Genomic DNA, 21,266 nt, shown 5'->3' on the forward strand with positions numbered 1-21,266 from the left:
ACTTTACTGCGACGCGCGCGGCACGACGCTCAGGCTGTCGCCCGGCATGGTCACGACGAGCGCGGCGGTCGATGCGCTGATCGCGGGGCTGCGGGAGCAGATCGGCTCGCGCCAGCGCCGCGCATCCTGATTTCAGGCGCCGCCTCGCCTGCGGCGTCCGGGAGCTGGACGCCGAAAGGGGCGGAAGAGGAAATGCGCCACGCGAAGTGGCCGAACCAGAGGGAAGCAACATGTTCAAACGTCTAGGACTGATTGGCGTGGTCATCGCTGCCGGCGTCGCCTTCGCCGCGCCCGCCTTCGCCGACAAGATCATGGTCGGCGCCTACCCGGCCAACCCGCCATGGGAATACAAGACCGATTCCGGCGGCTTCGAGGGTTTTGAGGTCGATGTCGCCAACGACGTCGCCAAGCGCATCGGCGCCGAGGTCGAGTTCCAGGATCTCGGCTTCCAGGCGCTGTTCGCGGCGACCGCTTCCGGCCGCATCGACTTTGCCGTGTCGTCGATCTCGATCACCAAGGAGCGCCTGCAGAACCAGGGCTTCACCCAGGCCTATTACGACAGCGACGGCACCATCGTCGGCAAGGCGGACTCGACCATCAAGTCGCTCGACGACTTGAAAGGCAAGACCATAGGCGTCATCGCCGGCTCGACCGGCGAGGCCTATATGAAGGAGAACGCCGGCAAGCTCGGCGTCGCCGAAACCAAGAGCTACAACGCCCAGCAGGACCTGCTGCTCGACGTGCAGAACGGCCGCATCGACGGCGGCGCCGGCGAGCTCGCCGGCTTCATGTTCGCCATCAAGCAGATGCCGGCGCTGAAGATCCTGGTGCGCATTCCGACCGGCGAGCGCTTCGCCATGATGACCAAGAAGGGCCACCCGCTGCTCGAAAAGGTCAACGACGCCATCACCGCGATGAAGAAGGACGGCACGATGGCCGCGATCCACAAGAAGTGGTTCGGCGTCGATCCGGAAGCCGGCACCAGCACGGTGACGCCGGGGCCGATCCCGCAATAGGGCCAGCAGTCGCAAACTCGCACGAGAGCGCCGGTCACGGCCGGCGCTCTCGCTTCGACCATTCGGATCCGCCTGCGCGGCGGGCCGCGTCTAACGGGTGACGCCGATGGAGCTGATCGACACCTTCTTCAACTGGGGCATCCTCGTCCGATCGTTTCCGATCCTCATCCGCGGGCTCGGCAACACCATCCTGCTCGGCTGCGCCGCAATCGTCTTCGGCACCATTGCCGGGCTGGCGATATGCCTGATGCGGCTCTATGCGCCGAAGCCGCTGAGGCGGCTGGCGATCCTCTACATCGACATCTTCCGCGCGCTGCCCATCCTGGTGGTGCTGATCCTGATCTATTACGCCCTGCCCTTCGTCGGCATCCGCCTGTCGTCCTTCGTGTCGGCGGCCCTTGCCTTGTCATTGGTGCTTGCCGCCTTCACGGCGGAAGTCTGCCGCGCCGGCATCGAGAACATTCCCAAGGGCCAGTTCGAGGCTGCCGCAGCGCTCGGCCTGCCGTTCTGGGTCGCCATGCGCAAGGTGATCCTGCCGCAGGCGATCCGCGTCGTCATCCCGCCGCTGACCAGCAACTGCGTCTCGGTGTTCAAGGACACCGCGCTGGCCTCAGTGGTGGCGATGCCCGACCTTCTGAAGCAGGCCACCGACGCGCAGGCGCTGATGGCCAATCCGACGCCGCTGATCGGCGCCGCAATCATCTATCTCGCCTTCCTGTGGCCGCTGGTGCGGCTGGTCGGCTACCTCGAAGAGCGCGGCAAGGCCCGGTCCGGCGCGCACTGATCCCACCCCGAACGGCATCGATGTACTGAAGGAGACGTCCGTGAACCAACACCATATCTCGAAGGCACAGGACGGCGCCGCTTCGTTCCCGGTCGAAAAGATCCGCGCCATGTTCCCGGCGCTCAGCCAAGCGGGCGAGTTCATCTTCATGGACAATGCCGCCGGCGCGCAGATCCCGCAAAGCGTGCTCGACGCGGTGACCAACCATCTGGTCGGGCACAATGTGCAGCGCGGCGGCCGTTATAGCCGCAGCGTCACCGTCGACCGGTCGGTCGCCGAGGCACGCGACAGCGTGGCGCTTTTGATCAACGCCTACAGTCCGTCGGAAATCTGCTTCGGCATGAACGCCACCTCATTCATCCGCCTGGTCAGCCTCGGCATCGGCCAGATGCTTTCGGAACGCGACGAGATCGTCGTCACCGACATGGACCATGACGCCAACATCGCCACATGGCTGGCGCTGGAGCAGGCCGGGGCGAGGTTCAAATGGTGGCGCATGCGCGAGGACGGCAATCTGCATGTCGACGATCTCAAGCCGCTGCTGTCGGAGCGCACCCGCCTCGTCGCCTGCACGGTGACCGCGCATTCGATCGGCTCGATCGTCGATGTCGCCTCGGTGGCGAAGATCGCCCATGCGGCGGGCGCCGAGGTGTTCCTCGACTGCGTCCATTACGGCCCGCACGGTCTGATCGACGTGCAGGCCTGGGACTGCGACTACCTCGTCTGCTCCGGCTACAAGAATTTCTCGCCGCATATGGGCTTTCTCTGGGGCCGCTTCGAGACGCTGAAGCGGCTGCCGACTTTCCGCGAGGATTTCATCCCCGACGAGCCGCCCTACAAGGTCGAGGCCGGCACCTTCATCTACGAGAACGTCTCGGGCATGGACGCGGCGGTGCGTTATCTGGAATCGGTCGGCCGCAATTTCCTGGCCGAGAACAACCGCTCGCGCCGCCACAACATCGTTGCCGGCATGAACGCCATCCGCGATTACGAGCTGATGCTGGCGCGCGAGATGCTGAAGGTGCTCAAAGACTGCGGCGCCACCATCTACGGCGTCGCCGACGAAGCGCGCCTGCATGAGCGGGTGCCGACCTTCTGCTTCAACATCGGCAAGCTGTCGCCGCAGCGGATCGTCGAGGAGATGGCCGAGCTGCAGATCGGCATCCGCGACGGCCACATGTATGCGCCGCGGTTGATGAAGCGGCTCAACCTGTCGATGGACAGCGGCGCCATCCGCGCCTCGCTGGTGCACTACAACACGGTTGAGGAAGTGCATCGCTTCGGCGAAGCGCTGCGGGCGATTGTCGCCAAGCTGTCGTGATCTGACGACCTTTGGTCCGAGCCTGCACAGGTCATCGGGAGGGGCTACCTCCGCGTCGTCATCCACGGACGGAGCAAGGAGCGAAGCGACGCGGCGCAGACCGAGGATGACGAAGGGACGTTTACGCCGCCTTCTTCTTGGCCAGCCTTGCCTTGATCGAACTGACGTCGGCGCGCGGCGTCGCGGCGAACAGCGTCTTGGTGTAGCTGTGCTTGGGGTCTGCAAAGACCTCGTCGCGCGGGCCGTATTCGACCGCCTCGCCGAAATACATCACCATGACGTCGTCGGCGATGTAGCGGACCACCGACAGGTCGTGACTGATGAAGACATAGGTGAGTTGGAACTCGTCCTGCAGGTCGGCGAGCAGATTGAGCACCTGCGCCTGCACCGAAAGGTCGAGCGCCGAGACCGGTTCGTCCAGCACCAGCAGGCTCGGATTCAGCATCAGCGCGCGGGCAATGGCGATGCGCTGGCGCTGGCCGCCGGAGAACATGTGCGGATAGCGGTTGTAGTGCTCGGGTCCGAGACCGACCTTCTTCAGCATCTTCATGGCCAGGTCGCGGCGTTCCTCGGCCGGCTTGTCGGTGTTGATCAGCAGCGGCTCGCCTAGCACGTCCCCGATCTTCTGGCGCGGGTTGAGGGAGCCATACGGATTCTGGAAGACGATCTGCACCTTGCGGCGCATCTCCTTCGACAAACCGTCCCTGGCGATATCGACCTTGTTGCCGTCGATGAACAATTCGCCCGATGTCGCCGGATCGATCAGCGTGATGATACGGGCGAGCGTGGACTTGCCGCAGCCGCTTTCGCCGACGATGGCAAGCGTCTTGCCCTTGTCGACGCTGAAGGAGACGCCCTTGACCGCATGCACCGTGCGCGCGCCGCGGAACAGGCCGCCACCGACATGGTAGTCGCGCACGATGTTCTTGCCTTCGACGACCCTGGTGCTCATGAGGCGGCTCCGGTACTTGCCCCCTGGGGCGCCGGTTCGAACAGCATGTCGGAGACGGTCGGCAAGCGGTCGCCGACGGCGTTCTCGGGCAGCGCCGAGAGCAGCGCGCGCGTGTAGTTGCTCTTCGGGCTCTCGAACAGCGACAGCACGTCGGCCTCTTCCATCTTGCGGCCCTTGTACTGGACAATGACGCGGTCGGCGGTCTCGGCCACCACGCCCATATTGTGGGTGATCATGATCAGGCCCATGCCATATTTGGCCTGCAGCGAGACCAGCAGGTCGAGGATCTGCTTCTGGATGGTGACGTCGAGCGCCGTGGTCGGCTCGTCAGCGATCAAGAGCTTCGGATTGCAGGCAATGGCAATCGCGATCATGACGCGCTGGCACTGGCCGCCCGACATCTGGTGCGGGAAGGAGTTCAGCCGCTCCGCCGGCTCGGGAATGCCGACCTGCTTCAGCAGTTCGATGGCACGCGCCCGGCGCTGCGCCCGGTCCATGCCCATATGGAAGCGCAGCACTTCCTCGATCTGGAAACCGATGGTGAAGCACGGATTGAGGCTGGCCATCGGCTCCTGGAAGATCATCGACATGTCCTTGCCGACGATCTTGCGCCGCTCGGCAGGACTGAGCTTCAGGAGATCACGGCCGGCAAAACTCATGCGATCCGCGGTGACGGTGGCCGTCCAGGGCAGCAGCCCCATCACCGCCAGCATCGACACCGATTTGCCGGAGCCGGATTCGCCGACGATCGCCAGCACCTCGCGCTCGTCGACATGGAGCGAGACGCCGTCGACGGCGCGGAACGGGCCCGATGCGGTCTGGAACTCGACGACGAGATTCTGGATGTCGAGCAACGCCATCACGACCTCCTGAGCTTCGGATCGAGCGCGTCGCGCAGGCCGTCACCGATCAGGTTGATGGCAAGCACCGTGATCAGGATGGCCAGGCCCGGGAAGGTCACCACCCACCAGGCGCGCAGGATAAACTCGCGCGCCGAGGCGAGCATGGTGCCCCATTCGGGCGTCGGCGGCTGGGCGCCGAGGCCGAGGAAGCCGAGGGCGGCGGCTTCCAGGATGGCGTTGGAGAACGACAGCGTGCCCTGGACGATCAGCGGCGCCAGGCAGTTCGGCAGGATGGTGGCGAGCATCAGCCGGAGATGGCCCGCGCCGGCGACCTTGGCGGCCACGACATACTCCCGGCTCTTCTCGGCCATCACCGCGGCGCGCACCAGGCGGGCGAAATGCGGCTGCAGCACGAGCGAGATCGCCAGCATCGCATTGAACAGGCCGGGGCCGAGGATGGTGACCAGCACCAGTGCCAGGAGCAACGACGGGAAGGCGAGGATCAGGTCCATGACGCGCATGATCGCGACGTCGACCCAGCCACGGAAGTAGCCGGCCAGCAGGCCGAGCGTGATGCCGCCGGTGAGCGCCAAAGTCACCACCACCGCGCCGATCAGCAGCGAGAAGCGCGCGCCGTAGAGCAGGCGCGAGAGGATATCGCGGCCAACCGCATCGGTGCCGAGCAGATACTGGGCGCTGCCGCCGGCCTGCCAGGCCGGAGGCCTCAGAAACGCGGTCTTGTCCTGGACGTCGGGCGCATAGGGCGCGAGCAGCGGCGCGAAGAGCGCCGCCAGAACCAGGAGGATGAAGACGAACAGGCCGATGACGGCGCCGCGGTTCACCGAGAAATAGTGCCAGAAGGTCCTGAAGCCGGTGAGGCGGTCCGGGCTGCCGCTGGCCATCGGGGCGATTTCGGTCGACTGGCTCATCACGCGGCCCTGATGCGCGGGTTGATGACGGCATAGAGCACGTCGACGATCAGGTTCACGGCCATGACGATGAGGGCGATCAAAAGCAAGCCTGACTGCACGACGACGTAGTCGCGCTTGAAGATGGAATCGACCATCCACTTGCCGATGCCCGGCCAGGCGAAGATCGTCTCGGTGAGGATGGCGCCGGCAAGCAGCGTGCCGACCTGCAGGCCGATGGTGGTGACCACCGGGATCAGCGCGTTGCGCAAGGCATGCACGCCGATAACCCGCGCCGACGACAGGCCCTTGGCGCGCGCGGTGCGGACATAGTCCTCGCCCAGCACCTCGAGCATGGCCGAGCGCGTCTGGCGGGCGATCACCGCCAGCGGGATGGTGCCGAGCACGATCGCCGGCAGCACGAGGTGACTTAGCGCCGAGCGGAAGGCATCCCATTTGCCGTAGAGGATGCTGTCGATAGTCATGAAACCGGTGATCGGCTTGAAGAAGAACTGCAGGCCCATGCGGCCGGAGACCGGCGTCCAGCCGAGATAGCCGGAAAAGAAGATGATCAGCAACAGGCCCCACCAGAAGATCGGCATCGAATAGCCGACAAGGGCTGTGCCCATCAGCGACTGGTCGAACCACGAGCCGCGCTTGACGGCCGCGAAGATGCCGGCCGGGATGCCGAGCACCATGGCGAAGATCATGGCGAAGAACGACAGTTCCAGCGTTGCCGGGAAGAGCGTCTTGAACTCCTCGATAACCGGCCGCTTGGACGAGATGGAAACGCCGAAATCGCCGGTGGCGACCTCGCCGACATAGCGCGCATATTGCTGCCAGATCGGCAGATTGTAGCCGAACTGTTCCTTGAGCTCTTCGTAGCGCGCGGGCGTCACGCCATGCTCGCCGGCCATGGCGAGGATGGGATCGCCGGGCAGCAGCCTGACGAAGGCGAAGGCACAGATGGTGATGCCGACCAGCGTCGGGATCAGAAGTGCGATTTTGTTGAGAAGATATCGGAGCATCTTGAAAAAAGGGGCGGCGCCGAACGGCGCCGCCCGCTCTAGAGTTCTATTCGGCCTTGTCGGTGCCGTCGAAGCGGTGGATGCCGAGCGGGTCCATCATGAAGCCGCTGACATTCTTGCGCACGACCGCATAGACCTGGCTGTGCGCCAGAAGGAAGGCCGGGGCCTGCTTCTGGAAGACAACCTGCGCCTGCTCGTAGAGCTTGGTGCGCTCGGCCAGGTCGCTGGTCTTCTTGGCCTTCTGGATCAGGTCCTCGAAGTCCTTGTCGCACCAGCTGGAGTAGTTCGACACGCCAATCGCCGAGCAGGCGAAGAGGGTGGCGAAGAAGTTGTCCGGATCGCCATTGTCACCGGTCCAGCCGATCTGGAAGGCGCCGGGGCGTTCCTTCTTCTTGCCTTCCTCGCGGTACTTGGTCCACTCGTAGTTGACGATCTCGGCCTTGACGCCGACCTTGGCCCAATCGGCCTGGATCAGCTCGGCGGCGCGCTGGAAGTTCGGGTTGTACGGGCGAACGCGGTCGGAGGCCCAGAGCTGGATTTCCTTCAGCCCGGCGTCGGCCAGCACCTTCTTGGCGGCTTCCGGATCATAGGAATCGAACTTCACGTCCTTGTTCCACGACCACATGGTCGGCGGGATCAGGTTCTGGGCAGCCGTGGCGCCGGCATCCTGGAACAGCGACTTGATCAGCGCTTCCCGGTCGATCGCCTGGTTGAGCGCGTGGCGAACCTCGGGCTTGTCCAGCGGCGGGATCGTCGTGTTGTAGCTCATGTAGCCGATGTTCAGGCCGGCCTGGTCGAGCAGGGTGACGTCCTGGTTGGCCTTGATCGTGCCGATGTCGGCCGGGTTCGGATAGGGCGCGACGTCGCATTCGCCGGCCAGCACCTTCTGGATGCGCGCGGTGGCATCGGGCGTGATGGCGAAGACGAGATCGTCGATCTTTTCCTTGCCCTTGAAGTAATCCGGGTTGGCCGCGTAGCGGATGACCGAATCCAGCTGGTAGTCGACGAACTGGAACGGACCGGTGCCGATCGGCTTGGTCGAGAAGTCGGCCATCTTGCCGTCCTTCGCGAGTTGGTCGGCATATTCCTTCGACACGATCGAGGCGAAATCCATGCCGAGATTGGCCAGCATCGGCGCGTTCGGCTCGGTCAGCGTCAGCTTGACGGTCAGGTCATCGACCTTTTCCCACTTGGCGACGTATTTCGGCATGTCCATGCCGGTGTAGTAGTCCCAGGTCAGGTTCGGCAGATACTTCTCGCCGTTCCAGGGGTTTTCCTTGTTGAACTGGCGATCGAAGGAGAAGACGACGTCGTCGGCGTTGAGGTCGCGGGTCGGCTTGAAATAGTCAGTGGTCTGGAACTTCACGCCCGGATGCAGGTGGAAAGTATAGACCAGGCCGTCGTCCGAGATTTCCCACTTGTCGGCGAGGCCGGGCTCGATCTCGGTGCCGCCATGCTTGAATTCGACAAGGCGCGAATAGACCGTGCGCGAAGAAGCGTCGAAATCGTTACCGCCCGTCGTCGTACCCGGGTCGAAATTGGCCGGCGATGCTTCCGAGCAATAGACCAGCGTCTTGGCGTTGGCCACGCCACTGAGGACGCTTGCAGCCAGCAACGCGGCTGCAAAAGTCAGTTTCTTTTTCATTGAGCACTCCCTGATGTTCTGCCAAGCCCCTCTAGCAGGCTCGCGAAGCGCGCATATAAGCACCGTTTTTCTGGCTTTGGAACACCCCGTTTGCGTACCCCATGGGAAGCAGGAAAAGAATCCGAAATCTCCTAAAATGCCGAAAGAAATTAGCATGATTTTCCGCTCACGTTAATGTTAACGATCGCATTTTTTTATTGATCGGCGCCTTCGCGAAATCGGCGCGGCGCGGCTTCCTTCGCGCGGGCCGCTGTTCGGGAAGCTGCGTTCCGGGCGCGGGAGGACGCAAGGATTTCGACGGCAAATCTTTGGGCTTCTGCCGCAAGGGCAAGACTTGCACGGCCAAGGATAGTCGCAATACATAGACGGCACGCTGGATTTCTTGAGGAATCCGCAACCATTGCGGCGGAGGACGCTTCTGTCATTCAGAGGCGGCGCGGCACGAGTGAACGACGACGGGAGGGACAGGGTGGCGAAGGCAGTGAAAACCACGGCTCCGGCCAAGACGAAGGCCGCGTCAAAGCCGGCCGCCGGGTCCGGCAAGACGGCGCCTGCGGCGAAGGCAACGGCCAAGTCGAAGGCGGCCACCCCCGTGAAGCCCGCCGCAAAAGCCCCGGCCAAGGCCGCACCGGGAAAGGCCGCCAAGCCTGCCTCGACGAAAACTCCCGTCGCGACGAAAACTCCAGCCGCGGCCAAGCCGGTGCCGGCCAAATCCGCTGCGAAAAGGCCCGCTGCCGCAAAGCCTGCCGCGAAGGCAGTTGCGACAAAGGCGGTCCCGCCAAAGCCGGCCGTGAAACCGGCGCCGGCCAAGAGGTTGCCGAAGGCGCTGACGGAACTTGCCGCCGGCCTGCCGGAAAAGCCGTGGCTGTCGAGCTATTCGAAGAACATGCCAGCCGAGATCGGGCCCTTGCCCTACGGCTCGATCGGCGACTTCCTGGTCGGCGCCTGCAAGCAGTTTGCCGGCCAGCCGGCCTTCGTCTGCATGGGCAAGGCCATCACCTATGCCGAGCTCGAGCAGCAGTCGGCCGCCTTCGGCGCCTATCTGCAGTCGAAGGGCCTGCAGAAGGGGGCGCGCGTGGCGCTGATGATGCCCAACGTGCTGCAGTACCCGGTGGCGATGATGGCGGTGCTTCGCGCCGGCTTCACCGTGGTCAACGTCAACCCGCTCTATACGCCGCGCGAGCTCGAGCATCAGCTCAAGGATTCCGGCGCGCAGGCGATCGTCATCCTCGAGAATTTCGCCAACACGCTGCAGGCGGTGATCGCCAAGACCTCGGTCAAGCACGTCGTCGTCGCCGCCATGGGCGACATGCTCGGCGGCCTCAAGGGGACGCTCGTCAATTTCGTTGTGCGCCGGGTGAAGAAGCTGGTGCCGGCCTGGTCGCTGCCGGGCCACGTCAAGTTCAACGCCGCCCTGAAGGCCGGCGCCGGCCTCGCCTTCAAGCCTGCCAGCGTCAGCGCCGACGACATCGCCTTCCTGCAATATACCGGCGGCACCACCGGGATCTCGAAGGGCGCGACCCTCTTGCATTCCAATGTGCTTGCCAATGTCGCGCAGAACGCGCTCTGGCTGCAGGACGCCTATGCGGTGAAGCCGAAGCCAGCGCATCCCAATTTCATCTGCGCGCTGCCGCTCTACCATATCTTCGCGCTGACGGTGAACGCGCTGATGGGCATGCAGCAGGGCGCGCAGAATGTGCTCATCCCCAATCCGCGCGACATTCCAGGCTTCGTCAAGGAGCTGGAGAAATACCCGGTCCACATCTTCCCGGGCCTCAACACGCTGTTCAACGCGCTGCTCAACAATGAGGATTTCCGCAAGCTCGACTTCAAGCCGCTGATCCTGACGCTGGGCGGCGGCATGGCGGTGCAGAGGGGTGTGGCCGAACGCTGGAAGGCGCTGACCGGCTGTCCGGTCACCGAAGGCTACGGGCTTTCGGAAACCTCGCCGGTGGCGACCGCCAACAAATTCAGCGGCGGCGACTTCACCGGCACGATCGGCCTGCCGCTGCCGTCGACCGAGATCGCCATCCGCGACGACGACGGCAACAACGTGCCGCTCGGCGAAGTCGGCGAAATCTGCATCCGCGGGCCGCAGGTGATGGCGGGCTACTGGAACCGGCCGGACGAGACCGCCAAGGTGATGACTAAGGACGGATACTTCAAGTCCGGCGACATGGGCTTCATGGACGAGCGCGGCTATACGAAGATCGTCGACCGCAAGAAGGACATGATCCTGGTCTCCGGCTTCAACGTCTATCCGAACGAGCTGGAAGAGGTCGTTGCTCAGCATCCGGGCGTGCTCGAAGTGGCGGCGATCGGCGTGCCGGACGAGCATTCGGGCGAAGTGCCGAAGCTGTTCGTGGTCAGGAAGGATCCGGCGCTGACCCTCGAGACGCTGACCGCCTATTGCCGCGAGAACCTGACCGGCTACAAGCGGCCCAAATACATCGAGTTCCGCACCGAATTGCCGAAGACACCGGTGGGCAAGATCCTGCGGCGGGCGCTGCGGGGATAGGCACGAGCTTGAACGATCATCCTGCCGGCAAGGCGACGCCTACCCGTCCCGATCCGGCGGGGTTCATCAAGGCGAACATGCGCCTTGCGGCTGTCGCCGCGCTTCCGGAAATCCAGATCTTCAGCGCCCATCCCGGCAGCGGGCTGCGGCGGCTCGTCGATCCTGACGACGAAGACGCTGCCGCGCCAGAGCCGCAGCCGCCCTATTGGGCCTATGCCTGGGCCGGCGGCACCGTCCTTGCCCGCTATATTCTCGACCGGCCGCAAACGGTTGCGGGGCGCCGCGTACTCGATCTCGGCGCCGGCTCGGGCCTGGTCGGCATCGCCGCGGCGAAAGCTGGCGCGCGCGCGGTGATCGCCGCCGAGATCGACCGCAACGGCATCGTCGCGCTCGGCCTCAACGCGGCGGCGAACGGCGTCGCGATCACGGTGATCGGCGAAGACATCACCGCCGGGCCGCCACCGGCAGTCGACCTGGTGCTGGCCGGCGACGTGTTCTACGGGCATGAGGTGGCGAGGCGCGTGATCCCCTTCCTCGACCGCTGCCTTGCCACCGGCATCGAGGTGCTGGTCGGCGATCCGCGCCGCACCGACCTGCCGCTCACGCGGCTCAAACTTCTTGCCGAATATAGGGTGCCGGATTTCGGCGATGCCAAAGGCACGGCGTCGAGCCCGAGCGGGGTCTTCTCGTTCGAGGCGGTCAGATCGTCTCCTTGACCCTCGCGGCGAGGAAATCCGGCAGGTCGGCAACCGAGTTGAGCACGACATCGGCGATCGCCGACAGCGATTCACGCGTGCCTGTGCCGGAAAGCACGCCGACCGCCAGCCCGCAGCCGCCGGCCCGCGCCATTTCGAGATCGTGGCGATTGTCGCCGACCATGGCGATCTCGGCCGGCTTCAGCCCGGTCAGGTCGGAGAAGGCGAGGATGGTGTCCGGCGCCGGCTTCGGCCTGGCCACCGAATCATAGCCATAGGCGGCGTCGAAAAGCTGCGCCACGCCGAGCGTCACCAGCGTCTTTTCCGCGCCACTGGTCGAATCGTTGGTGGCGACGCCAAGCCGGTAGGATCGCCTGTGCAGGACGGCCAGCGTCTCGACGATGCCCGGCAGCGCCACCGCCATGCTGGAGCCTTGCACCGAGGTGATCTCGTTGAAACGGGCCACGGCAAGCATCTGGTCCTCCTCGGAGAGCCGCGGGAACCAGAGTTCGACGACGTCCATGTTGGTGCCGGAGGCGAAGATCGAATCGGGCTTGAAGCGCTTGCTGAGGAAATCGAAGCCGGCTGCCGCGAGCAGCCTGTCTGCCTTCCACCGGTCGCCCTCGGCGGCATCCATGGCCATGAAGTCGGCAATGCCGAGCCATGTCGCGTTGAAATCGACAAGCGTTCCGTCCTTGTCGAACAATATGCCTTTGATCTCCGCCAAGCCTGTCACTCCGATCCGCGCAATCGGTGAATGTGTCCCACCAGACCAGCAGTCGAGGCATCCCGCTTTGCGGCATTCTCCTTGCCTTCCACGACAGGCAGCAGGCCGGTTGCCAGTTCCTTGCCGAGTTCGACGCCCCACTGATCGAAGGAATTGATGTTGAACAGCGTGCCCTCGACGAAGACGCGATGCTCGTATAGCGCGACCAGGCGGCCGAAGGTGCGCGGATCGAGCTTGCGGTAGAGAATGGTCACAGAGGGGCGGTCGCCGGAGAAGACCCGGTGCGGGGCGATCCTGTCGACGTCGGCCGGCTTCATGCCCTTGGCCAGCATCTGCGCGCGAGCCTCCTCCAGCGTGCGGCCCTTCATGAAGGCCTCCGACTGCGCCAGGCAGTTGGCGAGCAGGAGATCGTGGTGATGCTTCAGCTCCGGCTCGTGGCCGACAGCGGCGGCGATGAATTCGACCGGAATGAAGTCCGTACCCTGGTGCAGCAGCTGGAAGAAGGCGTGCTGACCGTTGGTGCCGGGCTCGCCCCAGACCAGCGGGCCGGTGGGCGTGGTGACCGCGCCGCCATCCAGCGTCACGCTCTTGCCGTTCGATTCCATGTCGAGCTGTTGCAGATAGGCCGGCAGCCTGGAGAGCCGCTGGTCGTAAGGGATCACGGCGCGGGCCGGATATCGGCAGACGACCCGGTGCCACCAGCCGATCAGGCCCAGCAGCGCCGGCAGGTTCTTCTGCAGGGGTGCGGAGCGGAAGTGCTCGTCCATCTCGTGCGCGCCGTCGAGGACGGCGCGGAAATTGCGCGGGCCGATGGCGATCATCACCGGCAGGCCGATCGCGCTCCAGACCGAATAGCGGCCGCCGACCCAGTCCCAGAAGCCGAACACGCGATCGGACGCGATGCCGAACTTCGCCACCAGGTCGAGCGCGGTCGAGACGGCGGCGAAATGCTTGCCGACGGCTTCCTTGCCCAGCGCCTTCTCCACCCATCGGCGCGCCGTCTCGGCATTGGTCATCGTCTCGACCGTGGTGAAGGTCTTGGAGGCGACGATGAACAAAGTGGTTTCGGCCGACAGGTCCTTCAGCGTGTCGTGGATGTGGGCGCCGTCGATGTTGGAGACATAGTGCGCGCGCGGGCCGTCATGATAGGGCGCCAGCGCCAGCGTCGCCATCACCGGGCCGAGGTCGGAGCCGCCAATGCCGATGTTGACGATGTCGGTGATCTTCTTGCCGGTGGCGCCGGCCGCCTTGCCGGCGCGGATGGCATCGGCGAAGGCGCCCATGGCGTCCAGAACGGCGAGAACCTCGGCCTTAGTATCCTGGCCATCGACCACGACGCCCTTGCCGGTCAGGTTGCGAAGCGCAGTGTGCAGCACGGCGCGGCCTTCGGTGATATTGATCTTCTTGCCTTCGAACATGGCGGCGCGGCGACCCGCCAGATCGGCGGCTCCGGCGAGCTTCTCCAGCATCGCCATCGTGTCGGCATCGACCGCGCATTTCGACCAGTCAAGCAGGAGATCGCCGTCGGTGGCGGAAAACGTCGCGAAGCGTTTGGGATCAGCTGCGAAAGCTTCACGCATCGTGCCTTTGGCCGCCGCGCGATGTTCGCGCAAGGCGGCGACTTGCTTGTCGAAGGATGATTGATCCAATGCGGGCTCCTGGCGGGTTTTTGAACCTATCTTAACAGGCCGGATGTTTCCGGCGCATGTCGTCGCGACATTCTATCGAGCCGATTCCATTTCATTCAAGGGCGGCATTGCCGCACTGCATCACGCTTTGATGACGGACTGCATCACGCTTTTATGATGCCTTGCATTACCCGGCGACGGAGGATGCGACGACGCTGCGCGTCGCTCACCAACCGGCAGGCCGCGACGCAGGCGACGACGCTGCGCGTCGCGCAACGGATCACATTCGTGACCAATGGATCACTGGCATAAATCCCAGCGATCAGAAAAATTGATTGGCGCAACCCCTTGTGCCACCCCTACACTCGACTGGTCCAGCCAAACACAAAAAGCTGGCCATCGAGGAAACTCTTCCATGCCACAGCGCAACGACACGGCCATATGGTCCGGCCTGTTCCGGATTTCGGCTGAATCCGGCCAGACCCTGCAGGCGCAGATCCGCCAGGCGATCGTCGCCGCCATTCTGGACCGGCAGATCGCCGCTTCCATGCCGCTTCCTTCCTGCCGCATCCTGGCCGAAAAACTGGGCGTCGCCCGCGGCACGGTGGTGCTCGCCTTCCAGCAGCTCGTCGACCAGGGCTTTCTGGTGGCGCGCGAGCGGCGCGGCCATTTCGTCAATCCGGACGTGCTGGCCACCCCCGCCAAGCCGCACCAGAAGGCTCCCGACCAGCAGAACGAGATCGACTGGAAGGCGCGCCGGCAGATCGCCGCCAGCGACATGCCGCCGCCGGCCAAGCACGACAACTGGATCAAGTCGTCCTACCCCTTCGTCTACGGCCAGTTCGATCCGGCGCTGTTCCCGACGGCCGAATGGCGCGAATGCAACCGCATGGCGCTCGCCGTGCTGGAGATCCGCAACTGGGCATCCGACATGGTCGACCGCGACGATCCGCTCTTGATCGAGCAGATCCAGGCGCGGCTCTTGCCGCGGCGTGGCATCTTCGCCAATCCGGACGAGATCATCGTCACGCTCGGCGCGCAGAACGCGCTTTACATGCTCGCCTCGTTGCTGATGACCAAGGGCTCGAAGGTGGCGATGGAGGATCCGGGCTATCCCGACGCGCGCTCGATCTTCCGGCTTGCGGGCGCCGACATCCAACCGGTTCCGGTCGACCAGTCCGGCATCGTGACCTCTTCGATCCCGCAGGATTCCGGCTTCGTCTTCGTCACGCCCAGCCACCATTGCCCGACTATGGTGCCGTTGCCGGCCGAGCGCCGGCAGGACCTCCTGGCGCGGGCCAACCGCCACAACCAGATCATCATCGAGGATGGCTATGACAGCCAGTTGCTGGACGAGGCGCCGCAGCAGGCGCTGAAGAGCCTCGATCGCTCAGGCCGCGTCATCTATGTCGGCTCGATGTCGAAGACCCTGGCGCCGGGCCTCAGGCTTGGCTACATCGTCGCCTCGGCCGGGCTGATCGCCGAGTTGCGCGCGCTGCGCCGCTTCATGCTCAGGCACCCGCCGGCCAACAACCAGCGGGCGGTGGCGCTGTTCCTGTCGCTCGGCCATCACGAGGCGCTGGTGCGGCGCCTGTCCAGCGCCTTCGACGAGCGGCGCAAGCGTCTGGTCCATGCGATTTCCGCTTTCCTGCCCGAGTGGCGCTCGACCGACTCGGCCGGCGGCACATCGCTCTGGCTCGAGGGGCCGCGCGGCACCGACTCGCGGGGCCTCGCCGAAGCGGCCGCCTCGCGCAGCGTCATCATCGAACCCGGCGACCGCTTCTTCGACCGCACCGAAAAACCGTCGCGTTTCATGCGCTTGGGCATTTCCTCGATCGCGCTGCAACACATCGAGCCCGGCATTCGGGAACTCGCCACCGCGGCCGGCCGCAGACCCGCGGCCGCCTGATCATCAACTGACGCTGAATTCCCAAAGAGAGCCGGCCTTCGCCGGCTCTCTTTGCTTTAGCGCTCTGGCATATTCGACGGAGCTGGCTGGCTCATAGGCTGTGCCAATGCCGGCGGCATAGTCGAGCCATAAGGGGACGAAGCAGGGCCGATGGTGGACCAACCGCCGCGTCCCGCCTCGCAGCAAAAGGTGGAGTGCTTCCATGTCAGTGGCTCTTGAGAAGCAGGACGCTTCGGCCGACCAGCGGTCGCGGCGATCCGGCGGGCGCGAAGCGCGCCGTGCGATGCGGGCGGCACCGCTTGCCGACGACATCAGGCCGGTGCGGCCGGGCCTCGAAGGCGGCAGCTATGGGCCGCTCAGCGAAAACGACCGAGAGCGCATCCATGAGGCGGTGCTGACGCTGCTGGAAACGGTCGGCTTCGCCAACGCGATACCCTCCTGCATCGAGGCGCTGACCAGGGTTGGCGCGACCTATGGCGACGATGGCCGCATCCGCCTGCCGCGGGCGCTCGTCCTCGACACGATCAAGAATGCGGCCCGGCATTTCACCCTGCACGGCCAGGACCCCAAGCACGACATGGTAATCCAGGGCAAACGCGTGCATTACGGCACGGCGGGCGCGGCCGTGCATCTGGTCGACGTCGAGAAGCGCGAATACCGCGAGTCCCAATTGCAGGACATCTACGACGCCGCGCGCTTGGTCGACGGCCTCGACAACATCCATTTCTTCCAGCGCACCATGGTGCCGCGCGACATTCCCGATCCGCTGGAGATGGACTTCAACACGCTCTACGCCTGCGTGATGGGGACCGCCAAGCATGTCGGCACCTCGTTCACGGTGCGCGAGAACGTCAAGCCGGCGCTGGAGATGCTCTATGCGATCGCCGGCGGCGAGGAAAATTTCCGCGCACGCCCCTTTGTGTCGAATTCCAACTGCTTCGTCGTGCCGCCGATGAAGTTCGCCGAGGACGCCTGCGGCGTGCTCGAGGCCTGCGTCGAAGGCGGCATCCCGATCCTGCTTCTGTCGGCTGGCCAGGCCGGCGCCACGGCGCCGGCGGCGATTGCCGGGGCGGTGGTGCAGGCGGTCGCGGAAGTGCTGATGGGCCTGGTTTATGTCAACGCCATCAAGCCCGGCCATCCGGCGATCTTCGGGACCTGGCCGTTCGTCTCCGACCTTCGGACCGGCGCCATGTCCGGCGGCTCGGCCGAGCAGGCCGTGCTGACCGCCGCCTGCGCCCAGATGGCGCAATATTACGACCTGCCGGGCGGCTCGGCGGCCGGCATGACGGATTCGAAACTGCCCGACATCCAGTCCGGCTACGAGAAGGGCATCACCAATGTGATGGCCGGCCTCTCCGGCCTCAACCTGGTCTATGAGTCGGCCGGCATGCATGCCTCGCTGCTCGGCTTCTGCCTGGAAAGCCTGATCATCGACAACGACATGCTCGGACACTGCCTGCGCTGCGTGCGCGGCATCGAGGTGACCGACGAGGCGCTGTCGATCGACACCATCGCCGATGTCTGCCTGAAGGGCCCCGGCCACTATCTCGGCAACGAGCAGACGCTGAAACTGATGCAGACCGAATATTTCTATCCGGCCATCGGCGACCGCTTCTCGCCCAAGGAATGGAACGAGAAGGGCCGGCCCGACATCCTGCAAAGGGCGATCGCCGAGAAGAAGCGCGTGCTTGCCGAGCGCTTCCCGCGCCACGTGCCGAAAACGGTCGACGACAAATTGCGCGCCCGCTTCGGCGATATGATCAAGCTGCCGCGCGGCGGCATGGGCGGCTAGGCTGGGTAGAGCATCCTATTCGGCGCTTAGGCCGAAGCGCTCCACCACCTCGGCGCTGATCAGCTTTGCATGCAGCGCCATCAGCACGATCTGCGCATCGAGGCTGTCGCCGGCCTCGAGCGCTTCCTCGATGCGGCGCTCCGCGTCCAGCCTGCGCTCGCGGCCATTGGCCTGTTCGAACGTCTCTGGCCCGGCAACGCAATAGACGAACAGCTGCGCTAGCGAGGCGTAGGCCTGGGCCGGCGGCTCGTCCGGCCAGTGATCCTTCATCAGATTGACGATGGTGAGCTTGACGCCCTCCGGCACGAGCGCGGGATGGAGGTCGGCGCCGCGCAAGGCGGCATCGAGCGTCCGCAGATCGCCCGAGCGGCCGAACATGCCGAGGAAGCCTAGGGAAGAGCGCCGCTTCGTCATGGATGGTCCTGTCCGTTTGCCAGCATATGGCATCGCGCGCGCCGTTTTGCACAAGACGACGTATTGCCCAGAAGAGCCGGGCGCCTATCTGGCGGGGCTATGGTCACAATCTGATCTGGTTTCGCGGAGGCCACAGAGGGACCAGAGCAAATTCTGCGAGGAGTGCCATGAAGAAGACCTATCACGGCAGTTGCCATTGCGGCGCGGTGCATTTCCAGGCCGATCTCGACCTCGCAGAGGGCATTCGCAAATGCAATTGCAGCTTCTGCTGGAAACTTGGCTACCGCAAATCCTTCACCGCATACCAGGCGCTCAGGGTGACGGAAGGCAGTGACCGGATGCGGGACTACAAGGCAAGCCCGTCCAACTGGCCGGAAGGCGACATCAACCACTATATGTGCCCGAACTGCGGCGCGAATGTCTTCTCGCGCGGCTATCTCGATTTCATGGGCGGGAATTTCTGGGCTGTGAACGTCGCCTGCCTGGACGACGTCAGCGAGGAGGAACTCGCGTCCGCACCGATCATCTACGAGGACGGTAAACGCAACAGGCAGGACCAGGCGCCGGAGATCACCGGTTACCTGTAAGCACAGCGGGACAGCAGCCCTGGGTAAGCAAAAACGGCGGCTTGATCCATGATCAAGCCGCCGTTCGCGCGAGCGAGGTTGCCGGCGCTCAGTGGTTGTCGCGGGGCACACCCCTGGTGTGCGCGACATCCTGGTACTTCACTGCCGGCTTCAGCACCATGCCGGCGTCAAACTGGTCGACGATGCCGCGCTGGATCTCCTGCCACGGCGTCTGGTGCTGGGGATAATGGAAGCCGCCATTGCCCTGGAGCGCGGCGCGCCGCCTGGCGATCTCCTCGTCGCTGACGAGGATGTTGGCCGAGCCCTTCTTCAGGTCGATGCGGACGCGGTCACCGCTCTTGAGCAGCGCCAGGCCACCGCCTATCGCCGCCTCCGGCGAAGCGTTGAGGATCGAGGGCGAGCCCGACGTGCCCGACTGGCGGCCGTCGCCGATGCAGGCCAGCGAATGGATGCCCTTCTTGATGAGGTAGGCCGGCGGCTGCATGTTGACCACCTCGGCGCCGCCGGGATAGCCGACCGGGCCGGCGCCGCGCATGAACAGGATGGTGTGCTCGTCGATGCCTTGCGCCGGATCGTCGATGCGGGCGTGGTAGTCCTCCGGCCCGTCGAAGACCATGGCGTTGCCCTCGAAGGCTTCGGGATCCTTCGGGTTGGACAGATAGCGCTGGCGGAATTCCGGCGAGATGCCGCTGGTCTTCATGATCGCGGAGTCGAACAGGTTGCCCTTCAGGTTGATGAAGCCGGCATTGGCCTTCAACGGCTTGTCGACGCTGTGGATGACCTCCGGGTTTTCGTTGGCGGCATCGCGGCAATTGTCGCCGATCGACTTGCCGTTGGCGGTAACCGCATCCGGATGCGGCAAAAGCCCGCCCTTCAGCAGTTCGGCGACGACCGCCGGAACGCCGCCGGCGTGGTGATAGTCCTCGCCGAGATATTCGCCCGTCGGCTGCAGATTGACGATGAGCGGCACGTTGAGGCCGACCTTCTGCCAGTCGTCATTGTCGAGCGGCACGCCGAGGTGGCGGGCAATGGCGTTGAGGTGGATCGGCGCATTGGTCGAGCCGCCGATGGCCGAGTTGACGACGATGGCGTTCTCGAACGCCTGACGCGTCATGATGTCGGACGGCTTGAGGTCCTCATGCACCATGTCGACGATGCGCTTGCCGGTCTCGTAGGCGATCTGGCCGCGCTCGCGATAGGGCGCGGGGATGGCGGCCGAGCCCGGCAGTTGCATGCCGAGCGCCTCGGCCAGCGAGTTCATGGTGGTGGCGGTGCCCATGGTGTTGCAGTAGCCGGTCGACGGCGCCGAGGAGGCGACGATGTCCATGAACTCGTCGTAATTGATCTCGCCCGCCGACAGGCGCTGGCGCGATTCCCACACGATGGTGCCGGAGCCGGTGCGCTTGCCCTTGTGCCAGCCATTCAGCATCGGGCCGACCGACAGCGCGATGGCCGGGATGTTGACGGTGGCGGCGGCCATCAGCAGCGCCGGCGTTGTCTTGTCGCAGCCGATGGTCAGCACGACGCCGTCGAGCGGATAGCCGTAGAGCACCTCGACAAGGCCGAGATAGGCAAGGTTGCGGTCGAGCGCCGCGGTCGGGCGCTTGCCGGTCTCCTGGATCGGATGGCACGGGAACTCGAAGGGAATGCCGCCCATCGAGACGATGCCCTCGCGCACGCGCTTGGCGAGCTCGAGATGATGCCGGTTGCAGGGCGACAGATCCGAGCCGGTCTGGGCGATGCCGATCAGCGGCTTGCCCGACATCAGCTCGGCGCGCGTCAGTCCGTAGTTCAGGTAGCGCTCGAGATAGAGCGCGGTCATGCCCGGATTGTCGGGATTGTCGAACCACTCCTGCGAGCGAAATTTTTTCTTCTTGGTGGGGGCGCCGGCCATCGTGGTCTCCGTATTTGTATGACAAATCGATATGACAATGCGCGGATGCAGGCAAGGGGCACGCGCCATCCGAACCCGCACTTTGGTGCGATAGACATAAGTCTGCCCCTGCGCTAGGGCTTCCGGGCAGTCTTTCCGGGAGGTTCTTGATGGCTTTGGTGATCGAAGGCGAGGAACGGATTGCCGCACCCCTGCAAAAAGTATGGGAAGCGCTGAACGACCCGGACATTCTGAGGGGCAGCATCCCCGGCTGCCAGAGCCTGGAAAAGAAATCCGACACCGAAATGGCGGCAACCGTCGTGCTGAAGATCGGGCCGATCAAGGCGACGTTCAACGGCGAGGTCGTGCTCAAGAACCTCAAGCCTCCGCATTCCTACACCATCCAGGGCGAAGGCAAGGGCGGCATTGCCGGCTTCGCCAAGGGCGGCGCCGACGTGACGCTGACCGCCGACGGCGCCGACACGACGGTGCTCAAATATGCGGCCAAGGCCGATGTCGGCGGCAAGATCGCCCAACTCGGCAGCCGCCTGATCGAATCGACGTCGAAAAAGCTCGCCGGGCAGTTCTTCTCGACGTTCGGCGAGAAGGTCGGCGGCTGACCCTCGC

Annotated in this window: 18 protein-coding genes; 9 read left to right on the forward strand and 9 right to left on the reverse strand. The window is 64.7% G+C overall.

The window, feature by feature from the left end; translation table 11 throughout:
• The first annotated feature begins 230 nt into the window (after positions 1–230).
• The 3 genes from EN738_RS05560 to EN738_RS05570 all read left to right on the forward strand — a co-directional run bounded on the left by EN738_RS05560 (position 231) and on the right by EN738_RS05570 (position 3,121).
• On the forward strand, positions 231–1,016 hold the full coding sequence (locus EN738_RS05560; RefSeq protein WP_127282834.1) for an ABC transporter substrate-binding protein: 786 nt from the start codon (positions 231–233) through the stop codon (positions 1,014–1,016).
• 106 nt (positions 1,017–1,122) lie between these two features.
• Positions 1,123–1,800, forward strand: a complete 678-nt coding sequence (locus tag EN738_RS05565; protein ID WP_127282835.1) for an amino acid ABC transporter permease — start codon at positions 1,123–1,125, stop codon at positions 1,798–1,800.
• A gap of 40 nt (positions 1,801–1,840) precedes the next feature.
• A complete protein-coding gene (locus tag EN738_RS05570) occupies positions 1,841–3,121 on the forward strand; it encodes a cysteine desulfurase-like protein (RefSeq protein WP_127282836.1) in 1,281 nt (426 codons plus the stop codon).
• A gap of 121 nt (positions 3,122–3,242) precedes the next feature.
• On the opposite strand, the gene EN738_RS05575 is transcribed toward EN738_RS05570, so the two are convergent.
• Genes EN738_RS05575 through EN738_RS05595 form a run of 5 tightly spaced genes read right to left on the reverse strand, consistent with a single transcriptional unit; the run spans position 3,243 to position 8,496 of the window.
• Positions 3,243–4,073, reverse strand: a complete 831-nt coding sequence (locus EN738_RS05575; RefSeq protein WP_126056740.1) for a dipeptide ABC transporter ATP-binding protein — start codon at positions 4,071–4,073, stop codon at positions 3,243–3,245.
• Complete coding sequence (locus EN738_RS05580) at positions 4,070–4,933, reverse strand: ABC transporter ATP-binding protein (RefSeq protein ID WP_127282837.1); 864 nt, start codon at positions 4,931–4,933, stop codon at positions 4,070–4,072. The genes EN738_RS05575 and EN738_RS05580 overlap by 4 nt, the downstream gene beginning before the upstream one ends.
• Positions 4,933–5,817, reverse strand: a complete 885-nt coding sequence (locus tag EN738_RS05585) for an ABC transporter permease subunit (RefSeq protein WP_245478370.1) — start codon at positions 5,815–5,817, stop codon at positions 4,933–4,935. Before EN738_RS05585 ends, EN738_RS05580 begins: the two co-directional genes overlap by 1 nt.
• Before the next feature lie 26 nt (positions 5,818–5,843).
• Positions 5,844–6,851, reverse strand: a complete 1,008-nt coding sequence (locus EN738_RS05590) for an ABC transporter permease subunit (RefSeq protein WP_126056743.1) — start codon at positions 6,849–6,851, stop codon at positions 5,844–5,846.
• 46 nt (positions 6,852–6,897) lie between these two features.
• Entirely contained in the window at positions 6,898–8,496 is a 1,599-nt protein-coding gene (locus EN738_RS05595) for an ABC transporter substrate-binding protein (protein WP_127282839.1), read from the reverse strand.
• 469 nt (positions 8,497–8,965) lie between these two features.
• Here EN738_RS05595 and EN738_RS05600 point away from each other — a divergent pair, with 469 nt between their 5' ends.
• On the forward strand, positions 8,966–11,014 hold the full coding sequence (locus tag EN738_RS05600; RefSeq protein ID WP_127282840.1) for a long-chain fatty acid--CoA ligase: 2,049 nt from the start codon (positions 8,966–8,968) through the stop codon (positions 11,012–11,014).
• 8 nt (positions 11,015–11,022) lie between these two features.
• Entirely contained in the window at positions 11,023–11,730 is a 708-nt protein-coding gene (locus tag EN738_RS05605) for a methyltransferase (protein WP_245494376.1), read from the forward strand.
• Here EN738_RS05605 and EN738_RS05610 read toward each other — a convergent pair.
• Together EN738_RS05610 and pgi are read right to left on the reverse strand one after the other, a co-directional pair.
• Entirely contained in the window at positions 11,714–12,436 is a 723-nt protein-coding gene (locus EN738_RS05610) for an HAD family hydrolase (RefSeq protein ID WP_127282841.1), read from the reverse strand. The two genes, EN738_RS05605 and EN738_RS05610, sit on opposite strands and share 17 nt — an antisense overlap.
• Positions 12,437–12,441: 5 nt before the next feature.
• Positions 12,442–14,085: a glucose-6-phosphate isomerase gene (pgi, locus tag EN738_RS05615; protein WP_127282842.1), complete on the reverse strand. Its 1,644-nt coding sequence runs from the start codon at positions 14,083–14,085 to the stop codon at positions 12,442–12,444.
• A gap of 394 nt (positions 14,086–14,479) precedes the next feature.
• Here pgi and EN738_RS05620 point away from each other — a divergent pair, with 394 nt between their 5' ends.
• Both EN738_RS05620 and EN738_RS05625 read left to right on the forward strand, forming a co-directional pair.
• Entirely contained in the window at positions 14,480–15,973 is a 1,494-nt protein-coding gene (locus EN738_RS05620) for a PLP-dependent aminotransferase family protein (protein ID WP_127282843.1), read from the forward strand.
• 202 nt (positions 15,974–16,175) lie between these two features.
• The gene (locus EN738_RS05625; protein ID WP_127282844.1) at positions 16,176–17,765 is read left to right on the forward strand and encodes a trimethylamine methyltransferase family protein; all 1,590 of its coding nucleotides are present in this window, start codon (positions 16,176–16,178) and stop codon (positions 17,763–17,765) included.
• Between the two features lie 15 nt (positions 17,766–17,780).
• Here EN738_RS05625 and EN738_RS05630 read toward each other — a convergent pair whose 3' ends face one another.
• Positions 17,781–18,179, reverse strand: a complete 399-nt coding sequence (locus EN738_RS05630) for a hypothetical protein (protein WP_127282845.1) — start codon at positions 18,177–18,179, stop codon at positions 17,781–17,783.
• A 167-nt stretch (positions 18,180–18,346) separates the two neighbouring features.
• On the opposite strand from EN738_RS05630, the gene EN738_RS05635 reads away from it, so the two are divergent.
• A complete protein-coding gene (locus EN738_RS05635) occupies positions 18,347–18,766 on the forward strand; it encodes a GFA family protein (protein ID WP_127282846.1) in 420 nt (139 codons plus the stop codon).
• An 88-nt stretch (positions 18,767–18,854) separates the two neighbouring features.
• Here EN738_RS05635 and EN738_RS05640 read toward each other — a convergent pair whose 3' ends face one another.
• On the reverse strand, positions 18,855–20,660 hold the full coding sequence (locus EN738_RS05640) for an IlvD/Edd family dehydratase (RefSeq protein WP_127282847.1): 1,806 nt from the start codon (positions 20,658–20,660) through the stop codon (positions 18,855–18,857).
• Between the two features lie 149 nt (positions 20,661–20,809).
• Between EN738_RS05640 and EN738_RS05645 the strand changes: the two genes are divergently transcribed.
• Positions 20,810–21,259, forward strand: a complete 450-nt coding sequence (locus EN738_RS05645; protein WP_127282848.1) for a carbon monoxide dehydrogenase subunit G — start codon at positions 20,810–20,812, stop codon at positions 21,257–21,259.
• Positions 21,260–21,266: the final 7 nt, after the last annotated feature.

This window comes from Mesorhizobium sp. M4B.F.Ca.ET.017.02.2.1 (assembly GCF_003998955.1).
Lineage (GTDB): Bacteria > Pseudomonadota > Alphaproteobacteria > Rhizobiales > Rhizobiaceae > Mesorhizobium > Mesorhizobium abyssinicae.

Excerpts from the sequence above, each read along its gene's own strand:
- EN738_RS05560 (WP_127282834.1), top strand. The coding sequence starts at position 231 with ATGTTCAAACGTCTAGGACTGATTGGCGTGGTCATCGCTGCCGGCGTC.
- EN738_RS05565 (WP_127282835.1), top strand. The coding sequence starts at position 1,123 with ATGGAGCTGATCGACACCTTCTTCAACTGGGGCATCCTCGTCCGATCG.
- EN738_RS05575 (WP_126056740.1), bottom strand. The coding sequence starts at position 4,073 with ATGAGCACCAGGGTCGTCGAAGGCAAGAACATCGTGCGCGACTACCAT.
- EN738_RS05580 (WP_127282837.1), bottom strand. The coding sequence starts at position 4,933 with ATGGCGTTGCTCGACATCCAGAATCTCGTCGTCGAGTTCCAGACCGCA.
- EN738_RS05585 (WP_245478370.1), bottom strand. The coding sequence starts at position 5,817 with ATGGCCAGCGGCAGCCCGGACCGCCTCACCGGCTTCAGGACCTTCTGG.
- EN738_RS05590 (WP_126056743.1), bottom strand. The coding sequence starts at position 6,851 with ATGCTCCGATATCTTCTCAACAAAATCGCACTTCTGATCCCGACGCTG.
- EN738_RS05595 (WP_127282839.1), bottom strand. The coding sequence starts at position 8,496 with ATGAAAAAGAAACTGACTTTTGCAGCCGCGTTGCTGGCTGCAAGCGTC.
- EN738_RS05620 (WP_127282843.1), top strand. The coding sequence starts at position 14,480 with ATGCCACAGCGCAACGACACGGCCATATGGTCCGGCCTGTTCCGGATT.
- EN738_RS05625 (WP_127282844.1), top strand. The coding sequence starts at position 16,176 with ATGTCAGTGGCTCTTGAGAAGCAGGACGCTTCGGCCGACCAGCGGTCG.
- EN738_RS05630 (WP_127282845.1), bottom strand. The coding sequence starts at position 18,179 with ATGACGAAGCGGCGCTCTTCCCTAGGCTTCCTCGGCATGTTCGGCCGC.
- EN738_RS05635 (WP_127282846.1), top strand. The coding sequence starts at position 18,347 with ATGAAGAAGACCTATCACGGCAGTTGCCATTGCGGCGCGGTGCATTTC.
- EN738_RS05640 (WP_127282847.1), bottom strand. The coding sequence starts at position 20,660 with ATGGCCGGCGCCCCCACCAAGAAGAAAAAATTTCGCTCGCAGGAGTGG.
- EN738_RS05645 (WP_127282848.1), top strand. The coding sequence starts at position 20,810 with ATGGCTTTGGTGATCGAAGGCGAGGAACGGATTGCCGCACCCCTGCAA.